Source organism: Streptomyces sp. NPDC058052 (assembly GCF_042885515.1).
Taxonomy (GTDB): domain Bacteria; phylum Actinomycetota; class Actinomycetes; order Streptomycetales; family Streptomycetaceae; genus Streptomyces.
The window spans coordinates 1-22,356 of record NZ_JBHVRX010000025.1 but is presented as its reverse complement, the minus strand read 5'-3'; the positions used below and the strand labels follow the sequence as shown (position 1 = coordinate 22,356).

Annotated in this window: 24 protein-coding genes and 5 pseudogenes; 19 read left to right on the top strand and 10 right to left on the bottom strand. The window is 67.4% G+C overall.

The window, feature by feature from the left end; all coding sequences use genetic code 11:
• The first annotated feature begins 74 nt into the window (after positions 1 to 74).
• A complete protein-coding gene (locus ACFVU3_RS28635) occupies positions 75 to 1,166 on the top strand; it encodes a tetratricopeptide repeat protein (protein WP_390070654.1) in 1,092 nt (363 codons plus the stop codon).
• Positions 1,167 to 1,562: 396 nt separating this feature from the next.
• Here the strand turns inward: ACFVU3_RS28635 and ACFVU3_RS28630 are convergent.
• A pseudogene (locus ACFVU3_RS28630) lies at positions 1,563 to 2,363 on the bottom strand (transposase family protein).
• A 359-nt stretch (positions 2,364 to 2,722) separates the two neighbouring features.
• Here ACFVU3_RS28630 and ACFVU3_RS28625 point away from each other — a divergent pair.
• Entirely contained in the window at positions 2,723 to 2,953 is a 231-nt protein-coding gene (locus ACFVU3_RS28625; RefSeq protein WP_390070798.1) for a SpoIIE family protein phosphatase, read from the top strand.
• The gene (locus ACFVU3_RS28620) at positions 2,953 to 3,174 is read left to right on the top strand and encodes a hypothetical protein (protein ID WP_390070652.1); all 222 of its coding nucleotides are present in this window, start codon (positions 2,953 to 2,955) and stop codon (positions 3,172 to 3,174) included. Before ACFVU3_RS28625 ends, ACFVU3_RS28620 begins: the two co-directional genes overlap by 1 nt.
• A 31-nt stretch (positions 3,175 to 3,205) precedes the next feature.
• Here the strand turns inward: ACFVU3_RS28620 and ACFVU3_RS28615 are convergent, their stop codons facing one another.
• The 5 genes and pseudogenes from ACFVU3_RS28615 to ACFVU3_RS28595 all read right to left on the bottom strand — a co-directional run bounded on the left by ACFVU3_RS28615 (position 3,206) and on the right by ACFVU3_RS28595 (position 5,601).
• Positions 3,206 to 3,697, bottom strand: a complete 492-nt coding sequence (locus tag ACFVU3_RS28615; protein ID WP_390070650.1) for a hypothetical protein — start codon at positions 3,695 to 3,697, stop codon at positions 3,206 to 3,208.
• Positions 3,698 to 3,699: 2 nt separating this feature from the next.
• Positions 3,700 to 4,200: a matrixin family metalloprotease gene (locus ACFVU3_RS28610; RefSeq protein WP_390070648.1), complete on the bottom strand. Its 501-nt coding sequence runs from the start codon at positions 4,198 to 4,200 to the stop codon at positions 3,700 to 3,702.
• A 131-nt stretch (positions 4,201 to 4,331) separates the two neighbouring features.
• A pseudogene (locus tag ACFVU3_RS28605) lies at positions 4,332 to 4,643 on the bottom strand (ATP-binding cassette domain-containing protein); the annotation flags it as partial.
• A 21-nt stretch (positions 4,644 to 4,664) separates the two neighbouring features.
• On the bottom strand, positions 4,665 to 5,084 hold the full coding sequence (locus ACFVU3_RS28600; RefSeq protein WP_390070646.1) for a hypothetical protein: 420 nt from the start codon (positions 5,082 to 5,084) through the stop codon (positions 4,665 to 4,667).
• A gap of 7 nt (positions 5,085 to 5,091) precedes the next feature.
• Positions 5,092 to 5,601 carry a hypothetical protein gene (locus ACFVU3_RS28595; protein WP_390070644.1) on the bottom strand — a complete coding sequence of 170 codons (510 nt, stop codon included), beginning with the start codon at positions 5,599 to 5,601 and terminating at the stop codon, positions 5,092 to 5,094.
• Between the two features lie 62 nt (positions 5,602 to 5,663).
• Between ACFVU3_RS28595 and ACFVU3_RS28590 the strand changes: the two genes are divergently transcribed.
• Entirely contained in the window at positions 5,664 to 5,930 is a 267-nt protein-coding gene (locus tag ACFVU3_RS28590; RefSeq protein ID WP_390070642.1) for a hypothetical protein, read from the top strand.
• Positions 5,931 to 5,959: 29 nt separating this feature from the next.
• Positions 5,960 to 6,757: a hypothetical protein gene (locus ACFVU3_RS28585; RefSeq protein WP_390070640.1), complete on the top strand. Its 798-nt coding sequence runs from the start codon at positions 5,960 to 5,962 to the stop codon at positions 6,755 to 6,757.
• Positions 6,758 to 7,507: 750 nt separating this feature from the next.
• Here the strand turns inward: ACFVU3_RS28585 and ACFVU3_RS28580 are convergent.
• Entirely contained in the window at positions 7,508 to 8,035 is a 528-nt protein-coding gene (locus ACFVU3_RS28580; RefSeq protein WP_390070638.1) for a hypothetical protein, read from the bottom strand.
• A gap of 437 nt (positions 8,036 to 8,472) precedes the next feature.
• On the opposite strand from ACFVU3_RS28580, the gene ACFVU3_RS28575 reads away from it, so the two are divergent.
• Positions 8,473 to 8,634 (top strand): hypothetical protein, encoded by a 162-nt coding sequence (locus ACFVU3_RS28575; RefSeq protein ID WP_390070637.1) that lies wholly within the window; start codon positions 8,473 to 8,475, stop codon positions 8,632 to 8,634.
• 173 nt (positions 8,635 to 8,807) lie between these two features.
• Here ACFVU3_RS28575 and ACFVU3_RS28570 read toward each other — a convergent pair whose 3' ends face one another.
• Both ACFVU3_RS28570 and ACFVU3_RS28565 read right to left on the bottom strand, forming a co-directional pair.
• Positions 8,808 to 9,692, bottom strand: a complete 885-nt coding sequence (locus ACFVU3_RS28570) for a zeta toxin family protein (RefSeq protein WP_390070635.1) — start codon at positions 9,690 to 9,692, stop codon at positions 8,808 to 8,810.
• Positions 9,689 to 9,955: a hypothetical protein gene (locus tag ACFVU3_RS28565; protein WP_390070633.1), complete on the bottom strand. Its 267-nt coding sequence runs from the start codon at positions 9,953 to 9,955 to the stop codon at positions 9,689 to 9,691. The genes ACFVU3_RS28570 and ACFVU3_RS28565 overlap by 4 nt, the downstream gene beginning before the upstream one ends.
• Before the next feature lie 436 nt (positions 9,956 to 10,391).
• Here ACFVU3_RS28565 and ACFVU3_RS28560 point away from each other — a divergent pair, with 436 nt between their 5' ends.
• From ACFVU3_RS28560 to ACFVU3_RS28520, 9 genes and pseudogenes are all read left to right on the top strand, one after another.
• Positions 10,392 to 10,688, top strand: coding sequence for a hypothetical protein (locus ACFVU3_RS28560; protein WP_390070631.1), 297 nt, complete (start codon positions 10,392 to 10,394; stop codon positions 10,686 to 10,688).
• A gap of 537 nt (positions 10,689 to 11,225) precedes the next feature.
• Positions 11,226 to 12,097 (top strand): IS5 family transposase gene (locus tag ACFVU3_RS28555; protein WP_390070629.1). Its coding sequence is split into 2 segments (ribosomal slippage): positions 11,226 to 11,574 and positions 11,574 to 12,097, totalling 873 coding nucleotides; the frame shifts between segments, so codons are not numbered across the junction.
• 52 nt (positions 12,098 to 12,149) lie between these two features.
• The gene (locus ACFVU3_RS28550) at positions 12,150 to 12,623 is read left to right on the top strand and encodes a GNAT family N-acetyltransferase (RefSeq protein WP_390070627.1); all 474 of its coding nucleotides are present in this window, start codon (positions 12,150 to 12,152) and stop codon (positions 12,621 to 12,623) included.
• 347 nt (positions 12,624 to 12,970) lie between these two features.
• Positions 12,971 to 13,243 carry a hypothetical protein gene (locus ACFVU3_RS28545; protein ID WP_390070625.1) on the top strand — a complete coding sequence of 91 codons (273 nt, stop codon included), beginning with the start codon at positions 12,971 to 12,973 and terminating at the stop codon, positions 13,241 to 13,243.
• A gap of 57 nt (positions 13,244 to 13,300) precedes the next feature.
• Positions 13,301 to 14,014 carry a hypothetical protein gene (locus tag ACFVU3_RS28540; RefSeq protein ID WP_390070623.1) on the top strand — a complete coding sequence of 238 codons (714 nt, stop codon included), beginning with the start codon at positions 13,301 to 13,303 and terminating at the stop codon, positions 14,012 to 14,014.
• 636 nt (positions 14,015 to 14,650) lie between these two features.
• Complete coding sequence (locus tag ACFVU3_RS28535) at positions 14,651 to 15,037, top strand: hypothetical protein (RefSeq protein ID WP_390070622.1); 387 nt, start codon at positions 14,651 to 14,653, stop codon at positions 15,035 to 15,037.
• Positions 15,038 to 15,172: 135 nt separating this feature from the next.
• A pseudogene (locus tag ACFVU3_RS28530) lies at positions 15,173 to 16,629 on the top strand (NF041680 family putative transposase).
• 99 nt (positions 16,630 to 16,728) lie between these two features.
• Positions 16,729 to 17,274, top strand: coding sequence for a GNAT family N-acetyltransferase (locus ACFVU3_RS28525; RefSeq protein WP_390070620.1), 546 nt, complete (start codon positions 16,729 to 16,731; stop codon positions 17,272 to 17,274).
• A 508-nt stretch (positions 17,275 to 17,782) separates the two neighbouring features.
• A complete protein-coding gene (locus ACFVU3_RS28520; protein ID WP_390070619.1) occupies positions 17,783 to 18,124 on the top strand; it encodes a hypothetical protein in 342 nt (113 codons plus the stop codon).
• A gap of 672 nt (positions 18,125 to 18,796) precedes the next feature.
• Here the strand turns inward: ACFVU3_RS28520 and ACFVU3_RS28515 are convergent.
• Positions 18,797 to 19,690 (bottom strand): hypothetical protein, encoded by an 894-nt coding sequence (locus tag ACFVU3_RS28515; RefSeq protein WP_390070617.1) that lies wholly within the window; start codon positions 19,688 to 19,690, stop codon positions 18,797 to 18,799.
• Between the two features lie 546 nt (positions 19,691 to 20,236).
• On the opposite strand from ACFVU3_RS28515, the gene ACFVU3_RS28510 reads away from it, so the two are divergent.
• The 4 genes and pseudogenes from ACFVU3_RS28510 to ACFVU3_RS28495 all read left to right on the top strand — a co-directional run.
• Positions 20,237 to 20,428, top strand: coding sequence for a hypothetical protein (locus ACFVU3_RS28510; protein ID WP_390070616.1), 192 nt, complete (start codon positions 20,237 to 20,239; stop codon positions 20,426 to 20,428).
• 88 nt (positions 20,429 to 20,516) lie between these two features.
• A pseudogene (locus ACFVU3_RS28505) lies at positions 20,517 to 21,078 on the top strand (IS5 family transposase); the annotation flags it as partial.
• A 48-nt stretch (positions 21,079 to 21,126) separates the two neighbouring features.
• A pseudogene (locus ACFVU3_RS28500) lies at positions 21,127 to 21,997 on the top strand (IS5 family transposase).
• Between the two features lie 49 nt (positions 21,998 to 22,046).
• Positions 22,047 to 22,356 (top strand): hypothetical protein (locus tag ACFVU3_RS28495; protein ID WP_390070614.1); only part of this gene is annotated, 310 nt, incomplete at its 3' end.

Sequence of the window (22,356 nt, the reverse complement as noted above, 5' to 3'; positions counted from 1 at the left end):
AATTCGTTAAGGTAGGTTGTGCACCGCCCGGAGTTTCCGGGCGGTGCACAGCTGCATGATAAGGGGATAGTTTAGTGAGCGAATATGACCGACTGAAGTCTGAATGGGATGAAAATTTCACCTCCGGAGTGCTGGGTGACTGCAGGGATAGCTTTCTTTTGAGAGTTTCGCGAAGGTTGTGGAATGTGAATCTCAAAAGTCTCTCCAAGTCAATACTTGGGAGGCTTGCTGAAAGGGGAAACAGAGACGCCCGGGAGATCCTGGTAGACCTTACAGTCGACGAGAAGGGATCCGACCAGGCCGCTGACCTCCTCCAGAAATTTGCGTTGGAGGGGGTACCGGGCGCCGCGCTGCATTTGGCCGATCTTCTCGCTGAAAGCTATGGATCCCGAGAAGTGGCAGAAAAATGGTACAGGGCTGCCATGTCGGAAGGAGATCCCGCCGCTCTGAACAACTTTGGTTGCTTCTTGAGGGAGGATGACGCCCGTTTCGCCGAGGCGGAGAGCACACTACTGCAAGCTTTTCAGATCGGCGATCCCCTTGCATCGGGGAATTTGGCTCGAATGTATTTCGATGCGGGAGATTTCGATAAGGCGCTCCCGTGGTTCTCTAAATCTGTTCAGCTCGGGGTGGATTCCGTTCTTCCGGTGGCGGCTAGGAACCTTGCGGCTCTAGGTAGGGGGAAGGAAGCTGAGGAGATGATCCGAGATGCTCTGTCGAAGGAAGTCCCGGGCGCGACCCTTGCCTACGCTCAAATCTTGAGTGCATCATCCGAGGATGGTTCTCTAGGGAATCCGGAGGAATGGTTCCGGGAGGCGGTGAACGAAAGTGCGCCTGGAGTGAGCTTCCCCTTCGCCTGCTGGCTCGAGAGTCGCGGGAGGGAGGAGGAGGCGATCGCATTCTATGAGGCGTCGGCTCGCGAAGGGGAGCCTAATGCTCATCTGAACCTGGCCATCATTTATGAGCGGCGTGACAATTTTAGGCTCGCGGAGATACATTTTCAGGCAGGTATGGCATCTGGCGATGTTAAGGCCGCAGTAACCTATGCGCATTTCCTGGCAGAGAACGACCGGCAGGATGATTTGGGGAGAGTTCTTGAGGGTGCTCGAAAGATGGGTGCTTCGGAGAGGGATGTTAGTGAAATCCGCGATCTAATGGACTTCTAAACTGTCCGTTTGGAGAGTCGGGGAAGCGATCTTTGTAATCTAGAAGGGTTGCCGGCAGAGTTCTGGTCTACGGAATCCATGTAGTCGATATGCGGGTCAAATCGCCCCGGTAGCCCTCCCTGTCCTCGGTGGAGTCTGCGGAGGGCCTGAGAACCTCCATGACTTGGCCGACCTTGTCCGGAGGGCGACGATCGACGGCGTCGGCCGCCTCACCGGGGGCATTCCGGGTCTGGTCCCGGAACGCCTATGAGGACTAGGACGTAGCGTCGCGGTGCCTATCCACGGGTAGATTTGTTCAACAGGTGCCGACGTTGTCGGTGCTGGTTGTGTATGCGGTGAACGTGCGAGCGTGATGCCGCATGAGATGCGGCATAGGCCCGGGACAGTGAGCCGTTTTCATCCTGAATAGCTGCAGGTCGGCAGGGTGTGGACGGCTTGGACGAGGGTGCCGATGCGTTGGGTGGAGCATCGGGCCCGGCGGAGGATGCGCCAGGACTTCAGCTGTGCAAAGGCCCGTTCCTCGGGAGCTCTGAGCCGGGCGTGGTCGCGGTTGAACTGCTGGTAGTGATCGGGCTGTTCGCGGTGGTGGTAGTACGGGGTGCGGATGGTGGCGCCGGCGCCCTGGTGGGCGGTCCGCGAGGATGAGGATCTGCCGGGTGAGGCAGGCGTGGACGATGCCGTGGGCGCGGGCTGCGGTCAGGTCGTGGATGTGTCCCGGTGTGGCCCGGGAGAACCAGAGTGGTGTGCCGTGCGGCCGGGCGATGACCTGGATGTTCATGCCGTGCTGCTTGTGCTTTTGGGAGTGGTACGGCTCGTCGGCGGCGACGCGATCGGTGGGGATCAGAGTGCCGTCGAAGACGACGAAGTCGCCCTCACCCAGCACGGTCAGGGTCTCGTGCGGGCCCGGCGCCCACGCCGCGAGGACGTTCAGGGTCTCGTCGGCATAGCGCCAGGCCGTCGCGGTCGAGACGCCGAACCCTGCCGCGAGCTGGGCAAGCGTCTCGTTCTTCCGCAGGTGGGCCAGAACGAGCAGTGCCTGTCTGAAGCAGCTGAGTCGTCGCCAGGGCCAGTTCAGTTGACGCCTTCGGGCGTAGATGCGCCGGGAGACATGCTCGACGAGCTCGTACGGGACGTCGAGCATGGAAGGGTACGGAAACCTTCAGGGCCCTCGGTCGCCGGTGTGATGAGTGAGATCACCGCGCCAACGACCAGGGGCCCTGCCCTGTCACACCCTCGTCCACCAGCCCGTTTCACCCTCCCGACACTGGATGAAGAACGTCCACTGATGCCGCCTGATGTTCGTCCAGGCGAACTTGGGAAGGTGTGCGCCCGTGGCACGGTCACCGAGTATCCGGTTGTTCATCTTGGATCGGTTGAGCCTGCCGAAGTACTCATTCACGACCCAGTGCTTCGACCTCTTCGGGTGGGCGCGCTTGGCCCACTTGTAAGGAGACTGGCCTGCGCGGATACACCAACGACCACACCGTGGGGGAGCAGCTGCGTCAGAACGGGGCACCGTGGGATCTGGCGGAGGACCATGACAACTCCGGACCTCCCTGGGCGACGCCACCGTTGCCACCGTGTACGAGGTCCTCATCCCTGAAAGTCTTGTCGTCCTGGCATCCGACGGGGTACACGACTACGTCGAGCACGATCACCTTGAGGACCTTCTCCACGCCCATGCACAGGACCCCCAGGGTCTCGCCGAGGCGCTCGTGAACGCCGGCGACTGGGGGACCGGTGGCTATCGGGACGACGCCACGGCCGTCGCGCTTCGGCGAGGATGATGGACGGCACGGACATCGTGCAGTTCCACGACCGCCGTGCCGAGGAAGAGAAGATCGCTCGCGCAGCCACCCCGGGCTTGTGGTGGTACAACCGGGGCAAGCAGTGGCTCAATGGGGAGGCGTTCGTGCGCTACGACGTGTCCAACACGAACCGGGAGCGGAGTATGGGGGAGAATCTCGGCTTGACCTGTCCCACAGACGTGTCTGCCTGGGGCGGGTGAGGGCCAGCGGTCGGCTGGTGAGGTCCTGCCCCTAATGCTCCAGCCGCAGCGGCAGCGCTACCGCATTCCTCCACGCCGCCAGCTGCGTCTCGTCCATCGGCTTCATCCCGCCGTGGAACATCAGCGACTGACCGTCCTTCACGGTCCCGCCATACGGCCAGGCCGTGGTTGCGAACACGTACGTCTTCCCGTCCTGCAGACGTTGAACGGGGTCCTCGTCCAGCGCCCACGTCACTCGCACGGTGCCCCTCACATCGCCGCGGAGAACATCCACCACGCTCACCCGGTAGATGTCCGTCGTCCACGCGTCGATCTCCCGCCGCTCCTCGAACGCCTCCACTCGGCCGGTGAACACGTCCTCGGAGTGCGGCGCCGTACCAGCCGCGGTCCGGGCGTCATAGCCCCGGATCACGGAACCGGCGCTCACCGGCTCCTCCAGCTGCTGGTAGCCGACCCAGCCGCCCACCGCCAGCGCCCCGGCGAACACCGCACCCGCTGCCAGGGCCACCGTCTTCTTGCTCATGTTCATCCCCACAGTGCGTGATACGCCTTGACGTCGTCCGCCGTCGGCTTGTTGGTTTCCATCAGGTCGATGTCGTCGTACACCTCCCACATCACCGACAGGTTCTCGGTGCTCTTGTGGCGGAACCCCAGTGCATGACCCAGCTCATGAACCGCGACCCATCGGCGGTGCTCGGTCGCCCCGTGCGTCTTCCCGTCATCCAGATACGCACGGTTGAACCACAGGTAGTCCGTCCCCGTGTTGGGATCCCACCTGCCGTAGACGAGCCTCCACCCCTGCCCGGTCTGAGAGGTGTCCTTCCATTCCAGATCGGCGTAGCTCGTTGCGTCATCCGGCTTGATCTTCACCCGGTTGAGCGTCCCTGCCGTCCACGCGCCGATCGCGTACTTGCGCGCGTCGTCGAACTTCGAGACTTCGTCCCAGGCCAGATCGGTCCCGTCCACACAGGACCGGCCGCGCGAATCGATTTCGCCTTCCAGGCGCTTGGTGGGGCTGAGCCGCACCGGGTGCCGCGTAGGCGGGGGCCGGAACAGCCAGCAAGACGGCGGCGGCCGAAGCCGCCGCGAGGGCTAACGTGTTCGTCCTCATGACCGGACGATAGCGTTCCGCGACCACCGAGAGTCGTCGGCCCACGTCAGTCAGTGCCCTCCTGGAGTTGCAGCATCTGGTAGAAGACGGACCCGGCCCCGCGCCGGGTGAGCTCGTCATAGGTGCCGGTCTCGATGATGCGTCCGCCTTCGAGGATGACGATGCGGTCGGCGAGGCGGGCGTTGGCGAGTCGGTGGGTGATGAAGAGGGTGGCGCGGCCGGCGGCGAGGGACTTGAGACGCGTGAAGGTGCGGTGCTCGGCGCGGGCGTCGAGGGCGGCGGTCGGCTCGTCCATGACGAGGACTGGCGCGTCGCGGTGGAACGCGCGGGCGATGGCGAGGCGCTGCCACTGTCCTCCGGAGAGGTCGTGCCCGCCCCATTAGGAACGCGCGAGGGATGTGTCGAGCCCCTGGGGGAGCTGGGCGATGACTGCGTCGGCGCCGGACGCTTGGGCCGCGGCGTGGATGGCGGACCCACCGCCGGCACGGGGCTGGCCGAGGTGGACGTTGGAGCGGGCGTCGAGGGGCCAGCGGGTGTAGTCCTGCGGGACGAGTCCGACGTGCGGGTGGACGGTGACCGGGTCGGCGTCGGCGAGGTCGATGCCGGGCCGACCTTGCCGCGCCCGCTGCGTACGGCACCACCCCGTACGTTGCCCTGACGACGTACGCGCGAGGTCACGCGAGCAGAGTGTCCAGGTACTGACCGGCGCCTGGCACGCGTACGGCGCGGGTTGCGTCACCGCGCGGTACGACAGGCTCGCCGTCCGTTTCGAGGCGACCGTGCTGGTCGCAGCGATCAACGAATGGTTATGACTCTGTCTCGCGCGTCATCACGTACATGTTCCCGATGTCCGGATCGCCGTACATGAAGAACAGCACCAGCCCATCGTGCCAGTCGCGGTCCACAGAGAAGAGCCACGAGTAGGTTGACGGGGGCTCCTGAGCCGAAGGGTTGGCCACAGGTGCGGGAAAGCGCCTCTCGACTCGGCTCCGGGCCGTCAGCGCGAGTCGGACGACCTGTCCGCCGTCATCGTCGGTCAGCTGCCAGGTTCCCGCACCGGAGAGACGCCAGCCGTCCTCGAAGTCGAAGTCCTGTCCGTCGAGCTTCTCAAGAAGGGCCGTTCCGTCCTCCCGAAGCACTACACGGGTTGCTTCGACGTTCTCCCAGCCTCCGGCGAGTTCGGTCGTCGTGGCGTCGTGGAGCCCCGTTCCCTCGTAGTACTGATACGGACCCGCGCATGCGGTCAGAACGGTCAACATCACCATCAAGCCGCCGAGGGCTGCCACCCACGCACGCAGCCTGCTTCCGCCCGTCATCAGGCCCTCCCGCCCCCAGCCCGCGTCGGTCAACCGATAGGAATGGTCTGCGGGAAGTCACCTTGCCAGAACTGTTGAACGTGTTCAACTATGCGCCTGGAGAGGTGGTGCGCGTCACCCCCGGCTCGCGTATCCAGCCACCGATGAGCATGGCGAACAGCGCTTTCGATACACGCGCTCATGCTGCACCGCCCTGGACCCGATGCCCGACACGGGCCAGTGAGGTGTTCCTGGAACTCGGCAACATTCCAGAGCCGGCCCAGCAGCGGATGATCCTGGAACCCGCCGACATCCGTTCTTGGTTCTCACCTATGCAGCCACTCGCCTGAAAGCCGTCCCGGCCCTACTATCAGCGCTCATGTCCACCACCACCTCACCGATACCCGTCCTCCGGGGCCGCGCCGGTACCACCCTCCAGGCTCAGGGCGACGTGCTCGTCCTGAGCCGGCGGCGCAAGGAGAAGCGGATCCCGCTCGAGGCCGTCCGCCGTGTTTGCGCCGAGGGCCGTGCCCTTGCCGTGGAGCTGACCGCCCCGGCCGGGACGACCCCGGTCACGTACAAGGTCCAGGGCGTGAGTGAGGTGGCGGCCACGGCGTTCGCCGACGCCGTCACCGCGCTCCTGTCGGAGGAGCGGGCGGCCGACGGCACGGCTCTCGTCACCGACAGCGCGCCGGCGGGGTCCGACGACGACTGGTACACGCGCGCGTTCAGGCTCACGGCGTGGGTCACCGGCCTGGTGGCGGTCGGGGTGGCCGTACCCCTGGGCATCGTGGAGTCGGTGAGCCGCGCGGTCGCGTTCCTGGTGTTCATCCCCATCGCCGTGGGCATCGCCGCATTCGGGGTCGCGGCCCTGTCCATGCAGTACCGCGAGTGGACCTACCCCCGGTACGGCATCACCGTCGAGGCGGTGCGCCGCGGCCCCAAGGACTATGCCTACACCGACCTGCACGGCGTGGTCCGCGGCGCGTACATCTCCGGCACCGCGCCGACCATCAAGGTCGCCTACCACCCGAGGAACCCCGCCGACCCGGTCCATGCGAAATCGTGGATCGCCAAGGCGGCGGGCACGCTCGTCTTCCTGGCCATCATCGCCGTCGGTCTCGCCTTCCTGGCCCTCACCATCTCCATGGCCGCCGACGGCTTCCAACGCGCCTGATCCCCGCCCCGGCGGACGCACTCCCGACGATCCGGGAGCCGCCCCGGAAGTACCCCGTGAGCCGCCCCGGGCCGCTTGGCGTCCGAAGCATCCCGGACCTCGCCGCGGCTGCGGCGCCGACGTGGCAGTGTGGCGGCGGCTGGGGCGGGAGGGCGAGCAGACGCTGACGGACGCGCTCGACAACCCCGACGGCCACGCCCTCTACCGCGACCATGAGGCCCGCGCCGACGCGGAGGACCAGTGGCGCCGTGCCGCTGAGCGGGAGGCGCAGCGCCTGATATGCGCGCGGTGCGGGCGGAAGCTCAGCGACGAGCGCTGGGAGGAGATCACCGTGCACCGGACCGCTGTACGGGCTGGAGGCAAGTCCGTGTGCGGCCCGTGCCGTGCCGACGATGTCGCCCGTCAGGATGCCGCCGCCGAAACAGCCCGCCCCGCCTCGAGGCCGCTGCGCCGCCGGAACCACAGGACGGCCCCGAGCCGAAGAGGGGCCGCGGTTGGCTCCTTCGGCGGCCCTGACGATTCTCTTCGCTACCGGCTCCACCACGGCCCGCCCTGCACCGCTGTGACTGCGAGGGTCATTGTTTGGGTCACTCACCACGGCGTCTGGTGCAAAGGGCCAGTCTTACCGCGCCCGCCGTGTGCGGCACCACCCCCAGCCGTACGTCACCTCGACGACGTACGCGCGAGGTCATGCGAGCAGAGCGCCCGGGTACTGACGCGGCGCCTGGTATGCGTACGGCTCAGATTGCGTCAACGATTGCGCGGTAGGTTGCGCCACTGGTCGCCCACGTCACTGAGTCGGCCCCGCGTCCGTACAGTCAGGGGTTGGTCAGTCGGCCTGCATGCGGCGTGTGATCGGACTTCCTCCCAGTCGCCGATTTCAACCCGGGTCGTCCACCGGTCTCCCGCTCCGCCGCCGGACATGAAGCCGAACGCGATACGCCCCTCGCCCTCACCCCGGACGGTCTCCACAGCGAACCTCCTGCTGACCGAGGCGCCGTGGTCGTTGCGGCTTCGGCACGTCTTGCCCTCCTCGAGGACGGGGGCCGGCGGCTCTTCTGCTTCGAGCGTCCACTTCCAGAGCCGGCTGCCCGGCCGCAGCCGCTCCTTCACGGACCAGGGCGCCGCCTCGTACACGACGCCGTCGGCGACGATGTAGGTGCCGGTGTCGGGGACGCCGACCTTGCCTCGGACGACGTTGAGGACGGCGCCCCTGGCGACGTTCGCGCCGAGGTTGGTGGTGCTGAGGCTGTGGATGGCGGCTTCGACGTCGGTCATGGGGTTCCTCTCCTTGACGGGGTCGCACGGGGGGTGCCGGTCGCAGTCCCACTGCTCGGCGTGCTCGACGGTGTGGGCACGGGGTGCTTCTTCGTTGGCCTGCATGCGTCGGGGCACGACGGTGTCCTTCAAGGGTTGCTAGGGACGGCTCTGGTCATTCGTATCGAACGCGCATGGGGCGGCGCGTCAGAGCACACCGGGGGCGCACTCAGGAGCAGGGGTGAGAACCCGGGAAGCATCGAGCCGAAGGGCACTTGGGCCCTCGAAGTCGCGAAGGGGGTTCGGCCATCTACCCGGCTGCCGACCTGAAGAAACAGGCGCGACCGAGATTTCTTCCTCTAACGGGCTGAACTTTTCGTGATCAACAGACAGTTGATCGCCGCCGGGCTCGTAGGCTTCAAGCAGCAAATCCACCCCACCCGAGAGAGGGCACTCTCATGCCCAAGAGCACCGTCATGTCCGAGAGCGGGAAGCAGCAGCCGTTCCTCGAACTCCGCATAGGTGGAGTTCACTTGACCATTCAGCGGGTGCCGGGCTGGGTCATCGGTCTCGTCACCACCATCCTTGGGGCGGCCCTCACCTGGTGGACGCAGCAGTAGGCCGCCGGCACTCCTGCCGGTGCTCGTCGAAAGCGGGGAAGATACGGTCGAAGAAATCGGCCGGAGTGTCGAAGGACCATCCGCAAGGGCAGTCCACCCCGTACCGCCGCGGGATGAACCAGAGGGCGGACAGCCGGCCCGGCCGGTAGCCGCGGACCCGCGGCTTCACCGCCTCATACCGCTGGCGTACCGGACTGTGGAGGTCGGGCGAGGCCATGGCCGCGACGGTCTCGGCGTCCCGGCCGAGCTGGCGCAGGACGCCGCGGCTCTTGTCGGTCGTCTCGCTCTGTGCGGCCATCTCGACCAGGACCGTGCGGTAGGTCGCGAGTCAGGACACGGCTCCCTGCGCGGGCATCGGCTTGGCTCGCTCGGCTTCCAGCGCTGGGACCACCGGGCCACAGGCCGTCCAGTCCTCGTTCGTTGGTGTAGAGATTGTCAGCGGAGCGGTTGGTGATGATGATCGAGGTGACGGCGGGGCTCTGCTCGGCGACCGCGACGGTCTCGGGCACCTTGCCGTAGGCCAGGTCCTGGCGCTCGGGCGGCGTCCACCGGCCGCCTTCGCCGCCTTCGAGGAACCGGACAAGGGCGTCGATGCGGCTGCGTTCCTGGCGAACCGCGAGTGCAACGACTCCCACGGGGCGGCCGGCGGCGGCGAACCGCTCGGCGGTCCCGATCGTTATCGCTGGGTCGCGGAAGACGCCTTCGAGCAGCAGGCCGTAGTTGTGCTCCAGGGCGTGCTCGATGCTCATGCGGACCATGGAGCCGGAGAATTGGGCGGTGGCCATCTCCCGGGTCTGGGCGTCCTCGCCCTGGAGCATGTGGTACCGAGGATGCAGCGGGCGCACCTCGTCGCCGGTCAGAGGTACGAGGGTGCCGCCGTGACGCCGGACGGTAGCGGCCATGGCCTGGCTCTTCCCGGCCGCGGGCTGGCCGCCGAGCAGCACCAGTGCGGGAGTCTCCTGGGGCTCGTAGCCGCCGAAGACGAACTCGCACACCTGCTCCTCGAGGTGGGTGCGTAACTGCTCCTCGGTGAGGAAGTAGACGCTGGGGTCGTTCACCGGCCCGCCTTCAGGGTCTCGGTCTCCGTCTTCCAGAGGGAGATCTGGTCGAGTAGGGCCTGGCGGTCCAGCGGGTCCACGGCCCGGCGGGCGTCGCGGACGGCGAGGACGCGCTGCCACCATGCTTCGCGGGTGGCCGGGTCGGCGGCCGTGTTGGACCGGTGGGCCAGCAGGGCGATCAGCTCGTTGGCATTCTCGACCGCGATGTCGTAGACGATGGTGGTCGGGGTGTGCTCGTCGAGGGAGCGGGGCGTCTCGGACATGAGAGTTCTCCTGTTCTTAGTTCGGTCAGAGCGCGTGCAGGCGGCGCGGGCGGATAGGCGACGGGTTGCCCGGGTCGGGCCAGTCGGCAGCGGACAGGCCGTACGAAGGGGGCTCCCACCTTGCCGAAGGGTAGTGCCGGTAGACCTTTTCCCACGGTGCCTTGAAGTAAGCCGGCAGCAGGCCGCCGCGGTTCGGGATCGGCTCGGGCGCAGTGGCGTTCTGCTCGCGGACCGGTTCGGTGAGGCCGGGACGTAAGAGGGCGGTCCTACTCTCTCGCGCGCGTAGGACGGTCTCGGAAGTCGTTTGAAGGACGAGACGCTAGCCGTCGGCGTCCGTACGGTCCGCCGACATGACCGAAGAGATGAACCCCCAGCAGTCCCTCGCTCGCCGATGTCCGCGACGACGGGGCCGTCCCTCGCTCCTGACCCGACGGTGATGGACCTCCGCCCTCGAGCCGCTGTGGTGGGCCTGCCGATCGGCCAGGCCGCCGAGGTCGCCGGAGTCTCCCGCGCCACCGTCTTCCGCTGGCTCGCCCACGGTGAGGAGGCCATCGAGGACAAGCACGACGGGCAGCTCGACGTGAACTCGCCGGACGCCTACGCCGCGCTCTACTCCCGCGTCACCCGAGCCCGAGCCGCGGCCGATGTCAGCGCCGCCGGCCACATCGAGGAGGCCGAGCGAGGGCCGGTCGTCTCGGAGACCTACCAGACGTGGACCGACCCCGTCGGGTGAGCACCGCAGCGAGAAGCGCGTCTGCCGGCGCCCAGGGGCGAGCGTCGGCGTGGATGCTAGACCGCCTGGACCCGCGTCCCGCGAAGACGCTGGAGAACTCCTCGACGAGGAGGACGCGAGACAGCGGGCTCGGGAGGGGATGGCGATGGAGCGCGCGCTCACGCCGCACCTCCAGGACCTCGCGGAGCGGCCGAGGAAGACGCTGGCCCAGTACGAGGAAGAGGACGGTGTGAGGATGCTGGGGTCCTTCCCGGGTTCGTAGGGTCGGCAAGAGGCCGAGGGGCCAAGGGAAACGACAAGGCCGCCATCCACAGGAGTGGACGGCGGCCTGGGGCACCCACGCGCCAACGTAGGGGCAGGAAGTCCCTGATCAATCCGTGTGCAGCCACGTGTACGACAGGGGGCAACCAGGTGCCCGAAGCACCATGGCGTTATGGATACCCCCCTGTTGGTCATCGTTCAAACCGATGACCAGGTCTTTGAGCCAACTAGGGCGTGTATCGGAAGTGGATCTCGAGCATGGGATGATCTTGGTTTGTGGCGCGTGGAGACCTGACGGACGAGCAGTGGACGGTGCTGGAGGCGTTGCTGCCGAAGGGTGCGAAGCCCGGCCGACCGCCGCTATGGACCCGGCGGCAGCTGATCGACGGCATACGGTTTCGGGTCCGCACCGGCATCCCCTGGCGGGATGTACCTGCCGAGTACGGGCCGTGGGGCAGGGTGTACGACTTGTTCCGGCGTTGGCAACGCGATGGCACGTGGCAGTGGATCTTCGCCGCACTTCAGGCCCGCGCGGACGCGAAGGACCTGATCACCTGGGACATCAACGTCGACTCCACGGTGTGCCGGGCCCACCAGCACGCCGCCGGGGCACGGAAAAGGGGGATCTACAGAAGGAGCCGCCCGGCGGTTTTGCCAGCGAACCGGCTGACCACGGGCTCGGACGCTCGCGCGGCAGCCTGACCACCAAGCTGCACCTCGTCGAGCAGGGCCAGAAGCCCATGTCGATCGTGATCACGGCTGGGCAGTGCGGCGATTCCCCGCAGTTCGAGGTCGTTCTGGGACGCATCCGGGTCGCGCGGCTGGGGCCGGGCAGACCGCGCGTTCGTCCCCGCCGGGTACAGGCCGACAATGCCTACGCTTCCCGCAAGAACCGCGCCTATCTGTATCGACGCGGCATCCGCTGCACGATCCCAGACAAGGCTGACCAGGCCCTCAACCGCAAGAAGCGCGGCTCACGCGGCGGCCGACCGCCGAAGTTCGACTCGGAGGACTACAAGGAGCGCCACGCAGTCGAGTGCGGCATCAACCGCCTCAAGAGGAATCGGGCGGTGGCTACGAGATACGACAAACTCGCGGTCCGCTATGAGGCGACCGTCCTCGTTGCGGCCATCAACGAGTGGCTGTGACCGGCGCGGAAATCGGTTTGCCTCACCGTGCTACAGGACTGAAGCTCGTCCCATGACGGCAGACCTCATCGTGCGTCCGGCCCGGCCCGCCGATTCGCGGACCTTGGCCGAACTACGTTGGACGTTCAAGCAGGAGGACCACGAAGGGCAACCGCCAGCTCCTGCTCGGCTCCTGGAAGAGGCCGAGCAGTGGATCCGCACCCGGCTCAGCGAAGGCCACTGGTTGGCCTGGGTCGCGGAGACCGAGGGTGAAATCTGCGGACACGTCTTCCTCTGTCTGGTTGAGAGGATGCCGGAGCCCTATGGCGACAACAACCCGTTCGGCTATGTCACGAACTTCTTCGTCATGCCGTCACAACGGAACAAAGGAGCCGGCTCGGCACTCCTGGAGGCGCTGAAGCAGCACTCACGCAGCGCCGGCCTTGAGGGCTTGATCGTATGGCCGTCAGAGCGCAGCACCCCTCTGTATCAACGCTCCTGTTTCCAGCCTCCAGAGGAACTGCTGGAACTTCCGCTCGACACCTGATGAGATCCACTTCCGATACACGCCCTAGGGGCCGACGGTGCTGCGGTGCTGAACAAACTGTTCACAGAGGGGCCCGAAGTCAGCAGATCGAGGCGCTGGAGCCCCTCGTTACGGCTGAACGCCTGTCCTATCTTCCCCCAAAAAGAATGCCGCCCTGGCGGAAAGCCAGTGAGCCAACGGCGAGCTGCGGGTGGTCACTGCGCCGCGGATGACGGATCTACCTGCAAGGATTGGACCGGCAGCGCAGGGAGCGCCAACTCCCGCGAAAGCACCTGCCGTTCATGCAGCCACGTGTGCCGAGGGAAGAGCTCTGCCCTCCCCGGCGAAGTACGAAGGGGGGCATCACCATGCCCAAGAACATCTCGAGCCCGGCCGTAACGGAGCCGGCGGTCGCGCCGGGTTCGGAGACGAACCGCCTGACCCTTCCGGTCGTTCTCGGCCTTGCGGTCTTCCCGGTCACCGCGGCAGATCTCGCCGTGACGGGCATGCCCACCACCGAGATCGTCCCGCTCCTGGCTTACTCCACAGGGATCGGTGTCCTCGCTGTGCTCGCGCTCAGTGGAGGCCGCCGTCTCGTCGCCGGCCTCGCCGCGCTTGTCCTGCGTGCCTCTCAGCAGTAGGGGTCGGATATGGGACGCCCGGAGAACCCGGTCGATCGCAGTGTCGCCCATCGGGGGATGCTCGCCGAGCTGCTGCGCGCGGAGCGCGTTCGGGCCGGAACGCCGACGTACAAGCAGATGGCGGCAGGGTCGGATGTGTCTGCCGCAACGCTGAAGAGAGCCGCCTCAGGCAGGTCTACGCCATCGGCCAAAACCATCAACGCCTACCTCCTCGCGTGTGGAAGCGGGGTGAGCACCCAGGAAAGGGCGCTCATCCTGCGGCTCAAGGCCCGTCGAGACGAGCGAGGAGGGCGGCGGAAGGTGTTCGTGGAAGGCAGCAGCATTCCGACCGCGCTGCTCGACGGCCTGGCAGCCCTGCATGTGAACCTCGGGGCGCGGCCGTACGAAGAGATGCAGAAGAGGGTCGGCGGCGCTCACATGCTGCCGCTCAGCAGCATCTCGCGCATCCTCAACCGGGAGATGCTGCCCGTCGACGAGAGGCAGATGGCCGCCTTCATCCAGGGGTGTGGTGTGCTCAACCGCGACTGGTTGAAGTGGATGGAGGCATGGCGCAGGGTCAAGGGCACAGAGAGCCAGCCCCCTCGTCCCCAGGCGTTGAGGCGGATCAACCTTCTGGAGCGTCGCGATGAACTTCATGGGCTGAGCGATCCCTGGCACGAGAGGGCCCGTCGTTCGGACTCGTTGCTCCGCGGCATGCTCCTTGAGCTGCTGGAGGATCGACCCAAGGGATTCTGGAGGCTTGCGGAGGCCGAGCTGGAGAAAACGGGATAGACGAAGGCGGTCACCGGCGGCTGTCCGTCCGACGGTGCCCAGTGATCGTCGAGATCAGCTCCTGTTGCCGGCGCCCCCGGGGCCGAAAGGCCGCCGCGCCCCACCGGGCGCCGCTCAACAGGCGTTGGTATCTCCATCCAGTCTCCGCCGACCGCGCGCTCGAAGGCGGTCTTCGCGCGGTCGGCGCGCTCGGGGATCTGGACCTTGACGCCAGCGCCGAGGAGACGTCGAGTAGTGCTCATGCTGGACTTCCTCTCGCGCCGCCGCTGACGCACCCGGCCGCCTGCCGGAGATGGACCACAACTTCCTCCTGTGCGTCCAGGAGGAGGCGTAGGAGTGACCCATCCACTGACCCACGGGGGCTGACCAGCGGATACCGGCCGGCTGCGAAAGGGGCAGCGCAACCGCTGGCGCAACCTACTGCGCAACGAGCGGTACAACCTGCTGCGCAACTGGTGGTGCAACCCGCTGTGCAACCGGTACGGCGACCGCTGGGACGGAGGCCGGCCACGACGATGCCGCCGCGCGCCGAACGATGCCGACCGGAGCGGGGGCCTGGGGGGCCGGCGAAGGCCGATGCAGTTGCCTTAGCGTCCCGGCCTCATAGCGCCGCGTGCAGCCCGAGAGAATCACGGCATGACCATCTTCCGCTGTGCCAACTGTCAGCAGCCCGTGACCAGCGAAGTGGTGCCCGGGGAACCAGTGAGGGGTCCCGAGCGGCCGCCGGGTCACGAGGTGGCTCCGCCGCGGATGGCTCTGGGGACCTTCAAGACCAACTTCGACGGCAGCCTTCTGATCTTCCACCCGGACGATGTTCCTGGGGCGGTGCTTCACCCAGACCCGCGGCGTGGCAGTGGTTGCTGCGGGCTCGCGGGCCAAGACGGGCCCAACCTCGTCTGCGGCGGATGCGGCGGATGCGGCGTTGAGGTAGCGACGATGGAGTCCGATTGCTGGACCGACAACCTTGTGGCGCTGATTGCCGCCGCAGTGACTCATGGGCGTGCCACGGACGCTGACATCTAGCTTGATCTTTAACGTGCGGCGTCGAACGGTGCGTCGTACTTGATCACTCGGTTTGGTATCCGCCGTACACGGAAGCGGCCTTCGTCTGAACATGTGCTCCGACCAAGGAACACGTCCAGCACGAAGGCCGTGAGGATGAGTCTGCTGCATCACGATGCCCGGCAGGAGCCGTTGGCCGAACTGTCACGCTTCCGGGGCGAGTTCTATTCCTGTCTCGCCGCGCGTTCGGACGCTCTGTTCGAGCTGACCGATGCCGTCTTGTGCGGTGACGGACCGGTGAGGTCACTGGCCGAGCTGTCGCTGGTGGACGAACACCGCCGCGGCCACGGAGGGCTCTACGCCGCGCTTGCCCAGGGCCGGGTCGACACCGGCCGGATGCGGCGAGCCCTTGCCTCGGTCCCGCTACCCCGGTCCGTTGACGGCCGGCTGGTCCTGGCCGTCGACGTCACCTGCTGGCTGCGGCCCGACGCCCACACCTCACCGCAGCGGACCCTGTGCCACACCTACGGCCGCGGCAAGGACCAGCACATTCCCGTTCCCGGGTGGCCCTACTCGGTCGTCTGCGCGCTGGAACCCGGCCGCAGCTCGTGGACCGCACCCCTGGACGCGCTCCGTCTGGCACCCGGGGACGACACCGCAACCGTCACCGCCCGGCAACTGCGCGACCTCGTCGAGCGGCTGATCACCGCAGGCCAGTGGCAGACCGGCGACCCGGACATCCTCGTCATCGCGGACGCCGGATACGACGCACCCCGGCTTGCCCACCTTCTGCGGGACCTGCCGGTGCAGGTCCTGGCCCGGATGCGCTCGGACCGCGTCCTACGCAGACCCGCACCATCACGACAGCCCCATACCAAAGGCCGGCCGCCCCGGCACGGCGGCGAGTTCGTCTTCGGCCAGCCCGACACCTGCGGCACCCCGGACGCCACCACCGTCACCGACACACGCCTCTACGGCACCGCCACCGCACGGTCCTGGAACCGGCTCCACCTCAAGCTCACCCACCGCTCGTCCTGGGCCGCGGCCGACGCCACCCTCCCGATCATCGAGGGGACCGTGATCCGCCTGGACATCGACCACCTGCCCAGCGGAGCCACCCGAAGCCGGTCTGGTTGTGGTGGTCCGGCACCGACGCAGACGCAAGCGACACCGACCGCCTCTGGCAGGCATACCTGCGACGTTTCGACATCGAGCACACCTTCCGTCTCTTCAAACAAACCCTCGGCTAGACCTGCCCGAAGATCCGCACCCCAGAGGCAGCCGACCGATGGACCTGGCTGATCCTCGCCGCCTACACCCAACTTCGTCTCGCCCGACCCCTGGCAGCTGACCGGCGTCGGCCCTGGGAGAAACCCGCACCTGTCGAACGTCTCACGCCCGCCCGCGTCCGCCGCGACTTCCGGCACATCCGCCCGACAGCCGCCTGCCCGGCCGGTGCACCGAAACCCTCCCGCCCCGGCCCCGGCAGGCCACCAGGCAGCAAGAACACCCGACCCACCCCACGACACGACATCCACACAGTGCGCAAAACCGGCACAGCCACGTCCGGGAACAAGAAGTCGACGACCCCAGGACCTCGCCGCACAGGTTAAAGATCAAGCTAGGGGGTGTCTCTCTGAAGGCGTGGGGCGTAGGTGACTCCGGAGGCTCGACTCACTTCGATGTCAGCAGCGACTGGGATGCTCCTGCGCATGAAGCAGAGGTTCAAACCCACTCTCACCCAGATCACCGAGATGCATGAGGTCTCTTCCGATCTGAGACGTCAGCTCGTCGACTGCTGGATCGCGGTCACGAACGCAGGTGGTGCCGCGGGATTTCCTTTCCCTCCGGTCCATGACGACGACGTCTTGCCGGTCGCAGACGAGCTCCTCAGCCATCTCGCCCCGTCGCGCAGCCGCCTCATCGTCGCCAGGTTCGGTGAGGCTCTTGCCGGATGGGTTGTCCTCAAGAGTGATCCCTTTCGGCTCGTCGCGCACTGGGGAACGGTCCACCACCTCCAGACCCACCCCGGCTTCCGCGGCCGTGGGGTCGGCTCCGCTCTCATGCGTGAGTTGCGGACTGTGGCCCGTGACGAGCTGGGGCTTGAGCAGCTTCGTCTCACGGCCCGGGGGAGAGAAGGGTTGGAGGACTTCTACGGCCGCCTGGGATGGCGGGAGGTCGGCCGCTGGCCCGGCGCCTTGCGCTTCGCCCCCGACGACACCCGAGACGAGGTCCTGATGCTCCTCGATCCTCTCTGACCGCCAACCCCTGAGGCGCGTCCTCTCGATCACTTGCGAGCCCAGACGAGGGTGGTGGCAGAGTGGAGGGCTGCCTGGTGGGCGATGGCGTTGACCGGCTCCCCTCGCACGGACAGGACTGGTGTCACGGGGGACGGATCGCGGTCTTCCCCGCGCCCGGCTGCCCCGGCACGATCACGACCTGCAGCGGTTCCTGCGGGGTGCCGGCGAGGGTGTCGGGCACGATCTCCCGCAGAAGATGCACTCGTTTTCTTCCTCGGGCAGGACGTATCCGGCTCGTGCGGCGATGGTGCGTGAGCTGCTCACCGGGGGGAGGGAGGGGAGAGGCGGTTTCTGAATGACAGGGCGGCACGGGGATCTCGGCGGGGTGCTGCCGATCCCGAATCTTCCTCAGAGCTGCTCTTCGCCCCTGTTGGTTCGCGCAGTGAACCAACGCGGGCGCGTGGGGAGCGAGCGCGCGTGACGTGGTTGCTCTTCGGGTGCCAGAGCTGTGGGGGATGATCGAGCCATGCTGCAAGCGAGAGACGAGCACGGTCGTCAGGTGAGGAATCCGGGGCCCACGGCCTTGAGCCGGATGGTGGCGAACCTCGGGCGGGGCAATGCCTTCGTGATGGTCGAGCGAGTCGACGATGATGCAGCCGGCGACTGGTATAAGCAGGTGTGGCCGAGGGATGACAACACCTATCAGCTGGAGTGCCGTGACGGGACGGCGGCAGAGCACTACCAGACCCGGACGATTTCCCGGGAAAAGGTGATCGTCGCCCTGAGAGGTTGGGCCAAGGGGCGCGCGGACTGGAAGGACGCTTTCATGTGGAACAACATCGGCGCCTGCTTCGGGAACGCCGACTGACCCTGCCGCCGCCTGAGGCCGGCAAGGTCAGTGACGCGCGGTCGCTCAGCTGCGCCGCATGGGGATGACGTCGGGACCTGCTGCGGGGATGGTGGGCTGCGCGAGGATGACGCGCCCTCGGTCATGGCGGCGCTGCGGCCGATGCCGAAGCCGTAGATGACGGTGTCGCCGGGCTCGATGGCGACGTTCCGGGCGTCAGGCACTTCCATGGAGATCTCTCAGTGTGATCATGCGCTCGGGGTGCTCGAAGACGCGGCCCAGTTCGGGCACGTCCACATACGGGTAGCCGGACGGAGTGCGGGCCACCTCCAGCTGGCCCCGGCAAGGTGCCCCCTGACGCTGCCGTGGTACGGCCTGGCCGTATCGCCCCTGCCGTGCACGACGACGGCCCAGTCGCCGGGGGCGATGACGACACCGCGAGCGTCGAGGACGGGGTCAGGCATGATCGTCCCACTCTCTCGGAGGGATCTCGGTGATGGTGTCGCGGCCCTCGTGGATGCGGTAGATCCGGAGCCGGCCGTTGGAGCCTCCGCCGCTCCACTGGTACTCGTCCCGCCACTTGATGGCGCCCTTGGGGAAGCACGGGCGCTCCGTCCAGACGCGCCGCCGGGTCGGGTTCCAGGGCAGGTATCGCTCAGCCGCCGTCGGCCTCCTCGGCCTTGCCGATCTCGGTCATCGGTACAGCTCCTTGTAATGCGCCCTGCCGTTGGGGAAGTTGTCGAGAACGCCACCGCCCCAGTCGAGGTCGAAGTAGGCGTTGTACCGGGCGTGCCGGGTCAGCTCCGCCATGCGGTCGACGAAGTAGGGGTTGTCGCCGCCGCCGGCGTAGCTGTCGCCGCGCTTGTAGAGGCCCCACTCCGGGTAGGAGATGGGCTTGCCGACGGCGGCGGCGAACGCCCGGTGGTCGGCGACACCGATCGTCGTTGTGAGCGTGTGCTTCCACCGCTGCTGCGGGGTGGCGCTGTACCGCTGCCACCACACGTCGTAGACGTTGAGACCGACGATGTCGACGTACGCGGACCCCGGGTAGAGCGTCCACCAGGAGGTGACCCGACCGGACGTCCCGACAGCCAGGTTGAAGTCGAAGCGCAGGTTCGGCGCGATCGACTTCATGATCCCGTGGGCCCGGTGGTACATCGCCTTGAAACCCTCGGGGTTCGACGTCCCCTGCCAGGGCCCGATGCTGGGGTTGTTGGGTTCGTAACCGAGCCGGATCACGCTGTCGCCGAGGCCGTGCTTCACGAGCATCCGGGTCAGCTCCCGGTACTGGGCGTCGTACGCACCCCGCTGGCCCGCGCTCAGTGATCCGCCCTGCTTCGGCACCATGTGGATCCCGAGGACGACCTTCCGGCCGGGCTGGGTCTTCTTCCACGCCCCCCAGCGGGCCAGCGCGACCGGGTTCCAGTCCCCGTTCCAGGACGGGTCGAGGTAGTCGGTGGCCTGTACCTCGCGCCCCAGCCAGGAGCCGAAGGCGCCGAGCTTGCCGACCTCGCCGGGGCCGCGGTAGACGCCCGTACCCGGCTGCGGCGACACCGGGATCGTCATCACTTGTCCCGCTTTCATCATGTCCGGATTGTTCCCGATCGCACCCCGGTTCGCCTGCCACAGGGCCTCCCAACCGCCGGGGACGGAGTAACGCGCCGCGACCTTCGACAGGCCGTCCCCGGCGGCGGTGTGGGTGACGGCGCCAGCGGCGGGGCATCCCCGGCAAGCGGGACGAGTGCGGGTGTCACCGCGGCTGCCGGATGGAGCGGCACGTGTGCGAGAAGCCGTGCCAGTGGCCGGCGTGTCTGACCGGCGAGGAGGCGGATGTCCTCGTCACCGAAGTCCTGAAGATCGCCCGAGGTGATGACGATGACGGATGACCGGTGCGACTGCGGCTGCCAGCGTCGTACGCCGCCGACGGAATGCCCCGACTGCGAAGGCCCCTTCAACCCGACGACGCCTCCGTCGGTCCGGGGGTCCGGGTACGGCCACCGCGGCTATGAGGGCGACAGCCGCTCCTGCGGGTGGCGGGCGGGGTGAGGTGCGGGAGTGCGGCGGCCCCGTCGACCGCTACGGCAGGGGAAGTGACGGTCTCTGCGTCCTGTGCCGCGAAGACAAGGGACGGAAATGAACCGCAGCGCGACAAGGTCGCTCTCGGTGTCGCCGCCGCTGTCGCTGCCGGTGCCGCCTGCCGTCGACATCGACGGCCGCATCGCCGGGACGGCGTGCAACGGGGTTCTGACGGACGGGCGTGAGCGCCCGAGGGTCGGCCACACCAGCCCTTTGACCTGCGACTTCAAGTTGGCGGAGACTCAGTGAAGGGCCCCGGGCCTCTTACCTGATCGTTTCAGAATGAGTTCGGCGTAGGGGCTTGGCGGTCAGGTCGGGTGGCGGCAGAGTGGTGCGGGTGTCGGATGATCTTGTGCCTGATGAGCTGTGGGAACGCATCGCCCCGCTGCTGCCGCCCTGGCCTCCGCTGCGACATCGGTCTCCGGGGCGTCTGCCGGCGGACGACCGTGCGGCCTTGCGGGGCATTGTGTGTGTGCTGCGCAAGAACGTGAGCTGGAGGGACGTGCCGGCCGAGCGGACCGGCTGCAGCGGGGTGACCGCTTGGCGGCGGCTGCGGGACGGGACCGAGGCCGGCGTCGGGCCCTGCCTGCACGAAGCCTCCTGGCCGAGCTGCGTAAGGCCATCCTGCTCGACATGGACGCCTGCGCGATCGACGGCTCGCACATCCGGGCCCTGAAGGGGGGGCTCACACCGGACCTTCGCCGGTTGACCGCGCCCGGCCGGGCAGCAAGCACCACCTGATCGTCGACCGCCACGGCACACCTCTCGCTGTCACCCTGACCGGCGGGAACAGGCACGACGTGACCCAACTGACGCCGCTGCTGGACGCGAGCCCCCGCATCTGCGGACTTCGCGGGCGGCCGCGGCACCGGCCGGGCCGGCTCTTCGCCGACCGCGGCTAGGCCGTGTGTCGAAAGTGGATCTTGAGCTGTGAATGATCAGGGCTCATGGGTCGGGGAGATCTCACGGACGAGCAGTGGGCGGTGCTGGAGCCGTTGTTGCCGAAGGGCACGAAGGCGGGTCGGCCGCCTGTCTGGCCTCGGCGGCGGTTGATCGACGGCATACGGTTTCGGGTCCGGACCGGGGTTCCGTGGCGGGACGTGCCCGTCGAGTACGGGCCGTGGGGCCGGGTCTACGACTTGTTCCGCCGGTGGCAGCGCAACGGCACCTGGCACCGCATTCTCACCCGGCTGCAGTCCTTGGCCGACGCGAAGGGCGCGATCGTCTGGGACCTGAGCGTCGACTCCACGGTCTGCCGCGCCCATCAACATGCGGCCGGGGCCCGCAAGCAGGGCGATCTGCAGAAGGAACCACCGGGCGGCATCTTCACCGAGCCCCATGATCATGGGTTGGGGCGGTCGCGCGGCGGGTTCACCACCAAGTTGCACTTGGCCGTCGAGCAGGGGCAGAAAACCATGTCGATCGTGGTCACGGCCGGGCAGCGCGGGGACTCGCCGCAGTTCGAACCCGTGCTGGAGAAGGTCCGCGTGCCCCGCCTCGGGCCGGGCCGGCCGCGCGTCCGCCCCGACCGCGTGCGGGCCGACAGGGCGTACGCTCCCGCAAGAACCGCGCCTACTTGCGGCGCCGAGGGATCCGCTGCACCATCCCGGACAAGACCAGGCCCGCAACCGCAAGGGACTCGGTTCCCGCGGCGGCCGGCCGCCGCATTTCGACCCGGCCGACTACCGCCAGCGCCACGCGGTCGAGTGCGGCATCAACCGCCTCAACTGGCACCGTGCGGTTGCCACGCGCTACGACAAACTCGCGGTCCGCTATGAGGCGACCGTCCTTGTCGCAGCCATCAACGAGTGGCTGTGACCCACGCTCATCGGCCCTAGACTCTGCCCTGCCTTCTCCCTTAGGCTGCGTGATCCACATCGTTCGGGGGATCATGAACTTCATTCGCTATCGCAGACCGTCGGCCTTCCTGCTGCTGACGGTGGCAATCGTCTTCGGCGCCGCGGCCGTAGCTGGACTCGAGTCGGGAGACGAGGGCTCGCTGGTTCTGCTGCTCGGGCTCCGCGAGTACGTCCTTCTGCTGGGATGGCTGGCCCTGACCACGCTGACCGGGGCGGTCCTCTTAGAGGTCCTAACAAAGGCGTTGGACATGACGGTGGGTGATCAGGCAGGCCGCGAGGCCCAGGAAGGCTTCGTGGATGTCGTCACGCCGTTCCCAG

Bases quoted from the DNA above. Each gene is read 5' to 3' on its own strand.
- ACFVU3_RS28620 (WP_390070652.1), top strand. From the start codon at position 2,953: ATGGACGGCACGGACATCGTGCAGTTCCACGACCGCCGTGCCGAGGAA.
- ACFVU3_RS28615 (WP_390070650.1), bottom strand. From the start codon at position 3,697: ATGAGCAAGAAGACGGTGGCCCTGGCAGCGGGTGCGGTGTTCGCCGGG.
- ACFVU3_RS28595 (WP_390070644.1), bottom strand. From the start codon at position 5,601: ATGACGGGCGGAAGCAGGCTGCGTGCGTGGGTGGCAGCCCTCGGCGGC.
- ACFVU3_RS28585 (WP_390070640.1), top strand. From the start codon at position 5,960: ATGTCCACCACCACCTCACCGATACCCGTCCTCCGGGGCCGCGCCGGT.
- ACFVU3_RS28580 (WP_390070638.1), bottom strand. From the start codon at position 8,035: ATGACCGACGTCGAAGCCGCCATCCACAGCCTCAGCACCACCAACCTC.
- ACFVU3_RS28575 (WP_390070637.1), top strand. From the start codon at position 8,473: ATGCCCAAGAGCACCGTCATGTCCGAGAGCGGGAAGCAGCAGCCGTTC.
- ACFVU3_RS28565 (WP_390070633.1), bottom strand. From the start codon at position 9,955: ATGTCCGAGACGCCCCGCTCCCTCGACGAGCACACCCCGACCACCATC.
- ACFVU3_RS28560 (WP_390070631.1), top strand. From the start codon at position 10,392: ATGGACCTCCGCCCTCGAGCCGCTGTGGTGGGCCTGCCGATCGGCCAG.
- ACFVU3_RS28550 (WP_390070627.1), top strand. From the start codon at position 12,150: ATGACGGCAGACCTCATCGTGCGTCCGGCCCGGCCCGCCGATTCGCGG.
- ACFVU3_RS28545 (WP_390070625.1), top strand. From the start codon at position 12,971: ATGCCCAAGAACATCTCGAGCCCGGCCGTAACGGAGCCGGCGGTCGCG.
- ACFVU3_RS28540 (WP_390070623.1), top strand. From the start codon at position 13,301: ATGCTCGCCGAGCTGCTGCGCGCGGAGCGCGTTCGGGCCGGAACGCCG.
- ACFVU3_RS28535 (WP_390070622.1), top strand. From the start codon at position 14,651: ATGACCATCTTCCGCTGTGCCAACTGTCAGCAGCCCGTGACCAGCGAA.
- ACFVU3_RS28525 (WP_390070620.1), top strand. From the start codon at position 16,729: ATGAAGCAGAGGTTCAAACCCACTCTCACCCAGATCACCGAGATGCAT.
- ACFVU3_RS28520 (WP_390070619.1), top strand. From the start codon at position 17,783: ATGCTGCAAGCGAGAGACGAGCACGGTCGTCAGGTGAGGAATCCGGGG.
- ACFVU3_RS28515 (WP_390070617.1), bottom strand. From the start codon at position 19,690: ATGATGAAAGCGGGACAAGTGATGACGATCCCGGTGTCGCCGCAGCCG.
- ACFVU3_RS28510 (WP_390070616.1), top strand. From the start codon at position 20,237: ATGAACCGCAGCGCGACAAGGTCGCTCTCGGTGTCGCCGCCGCTGTCG.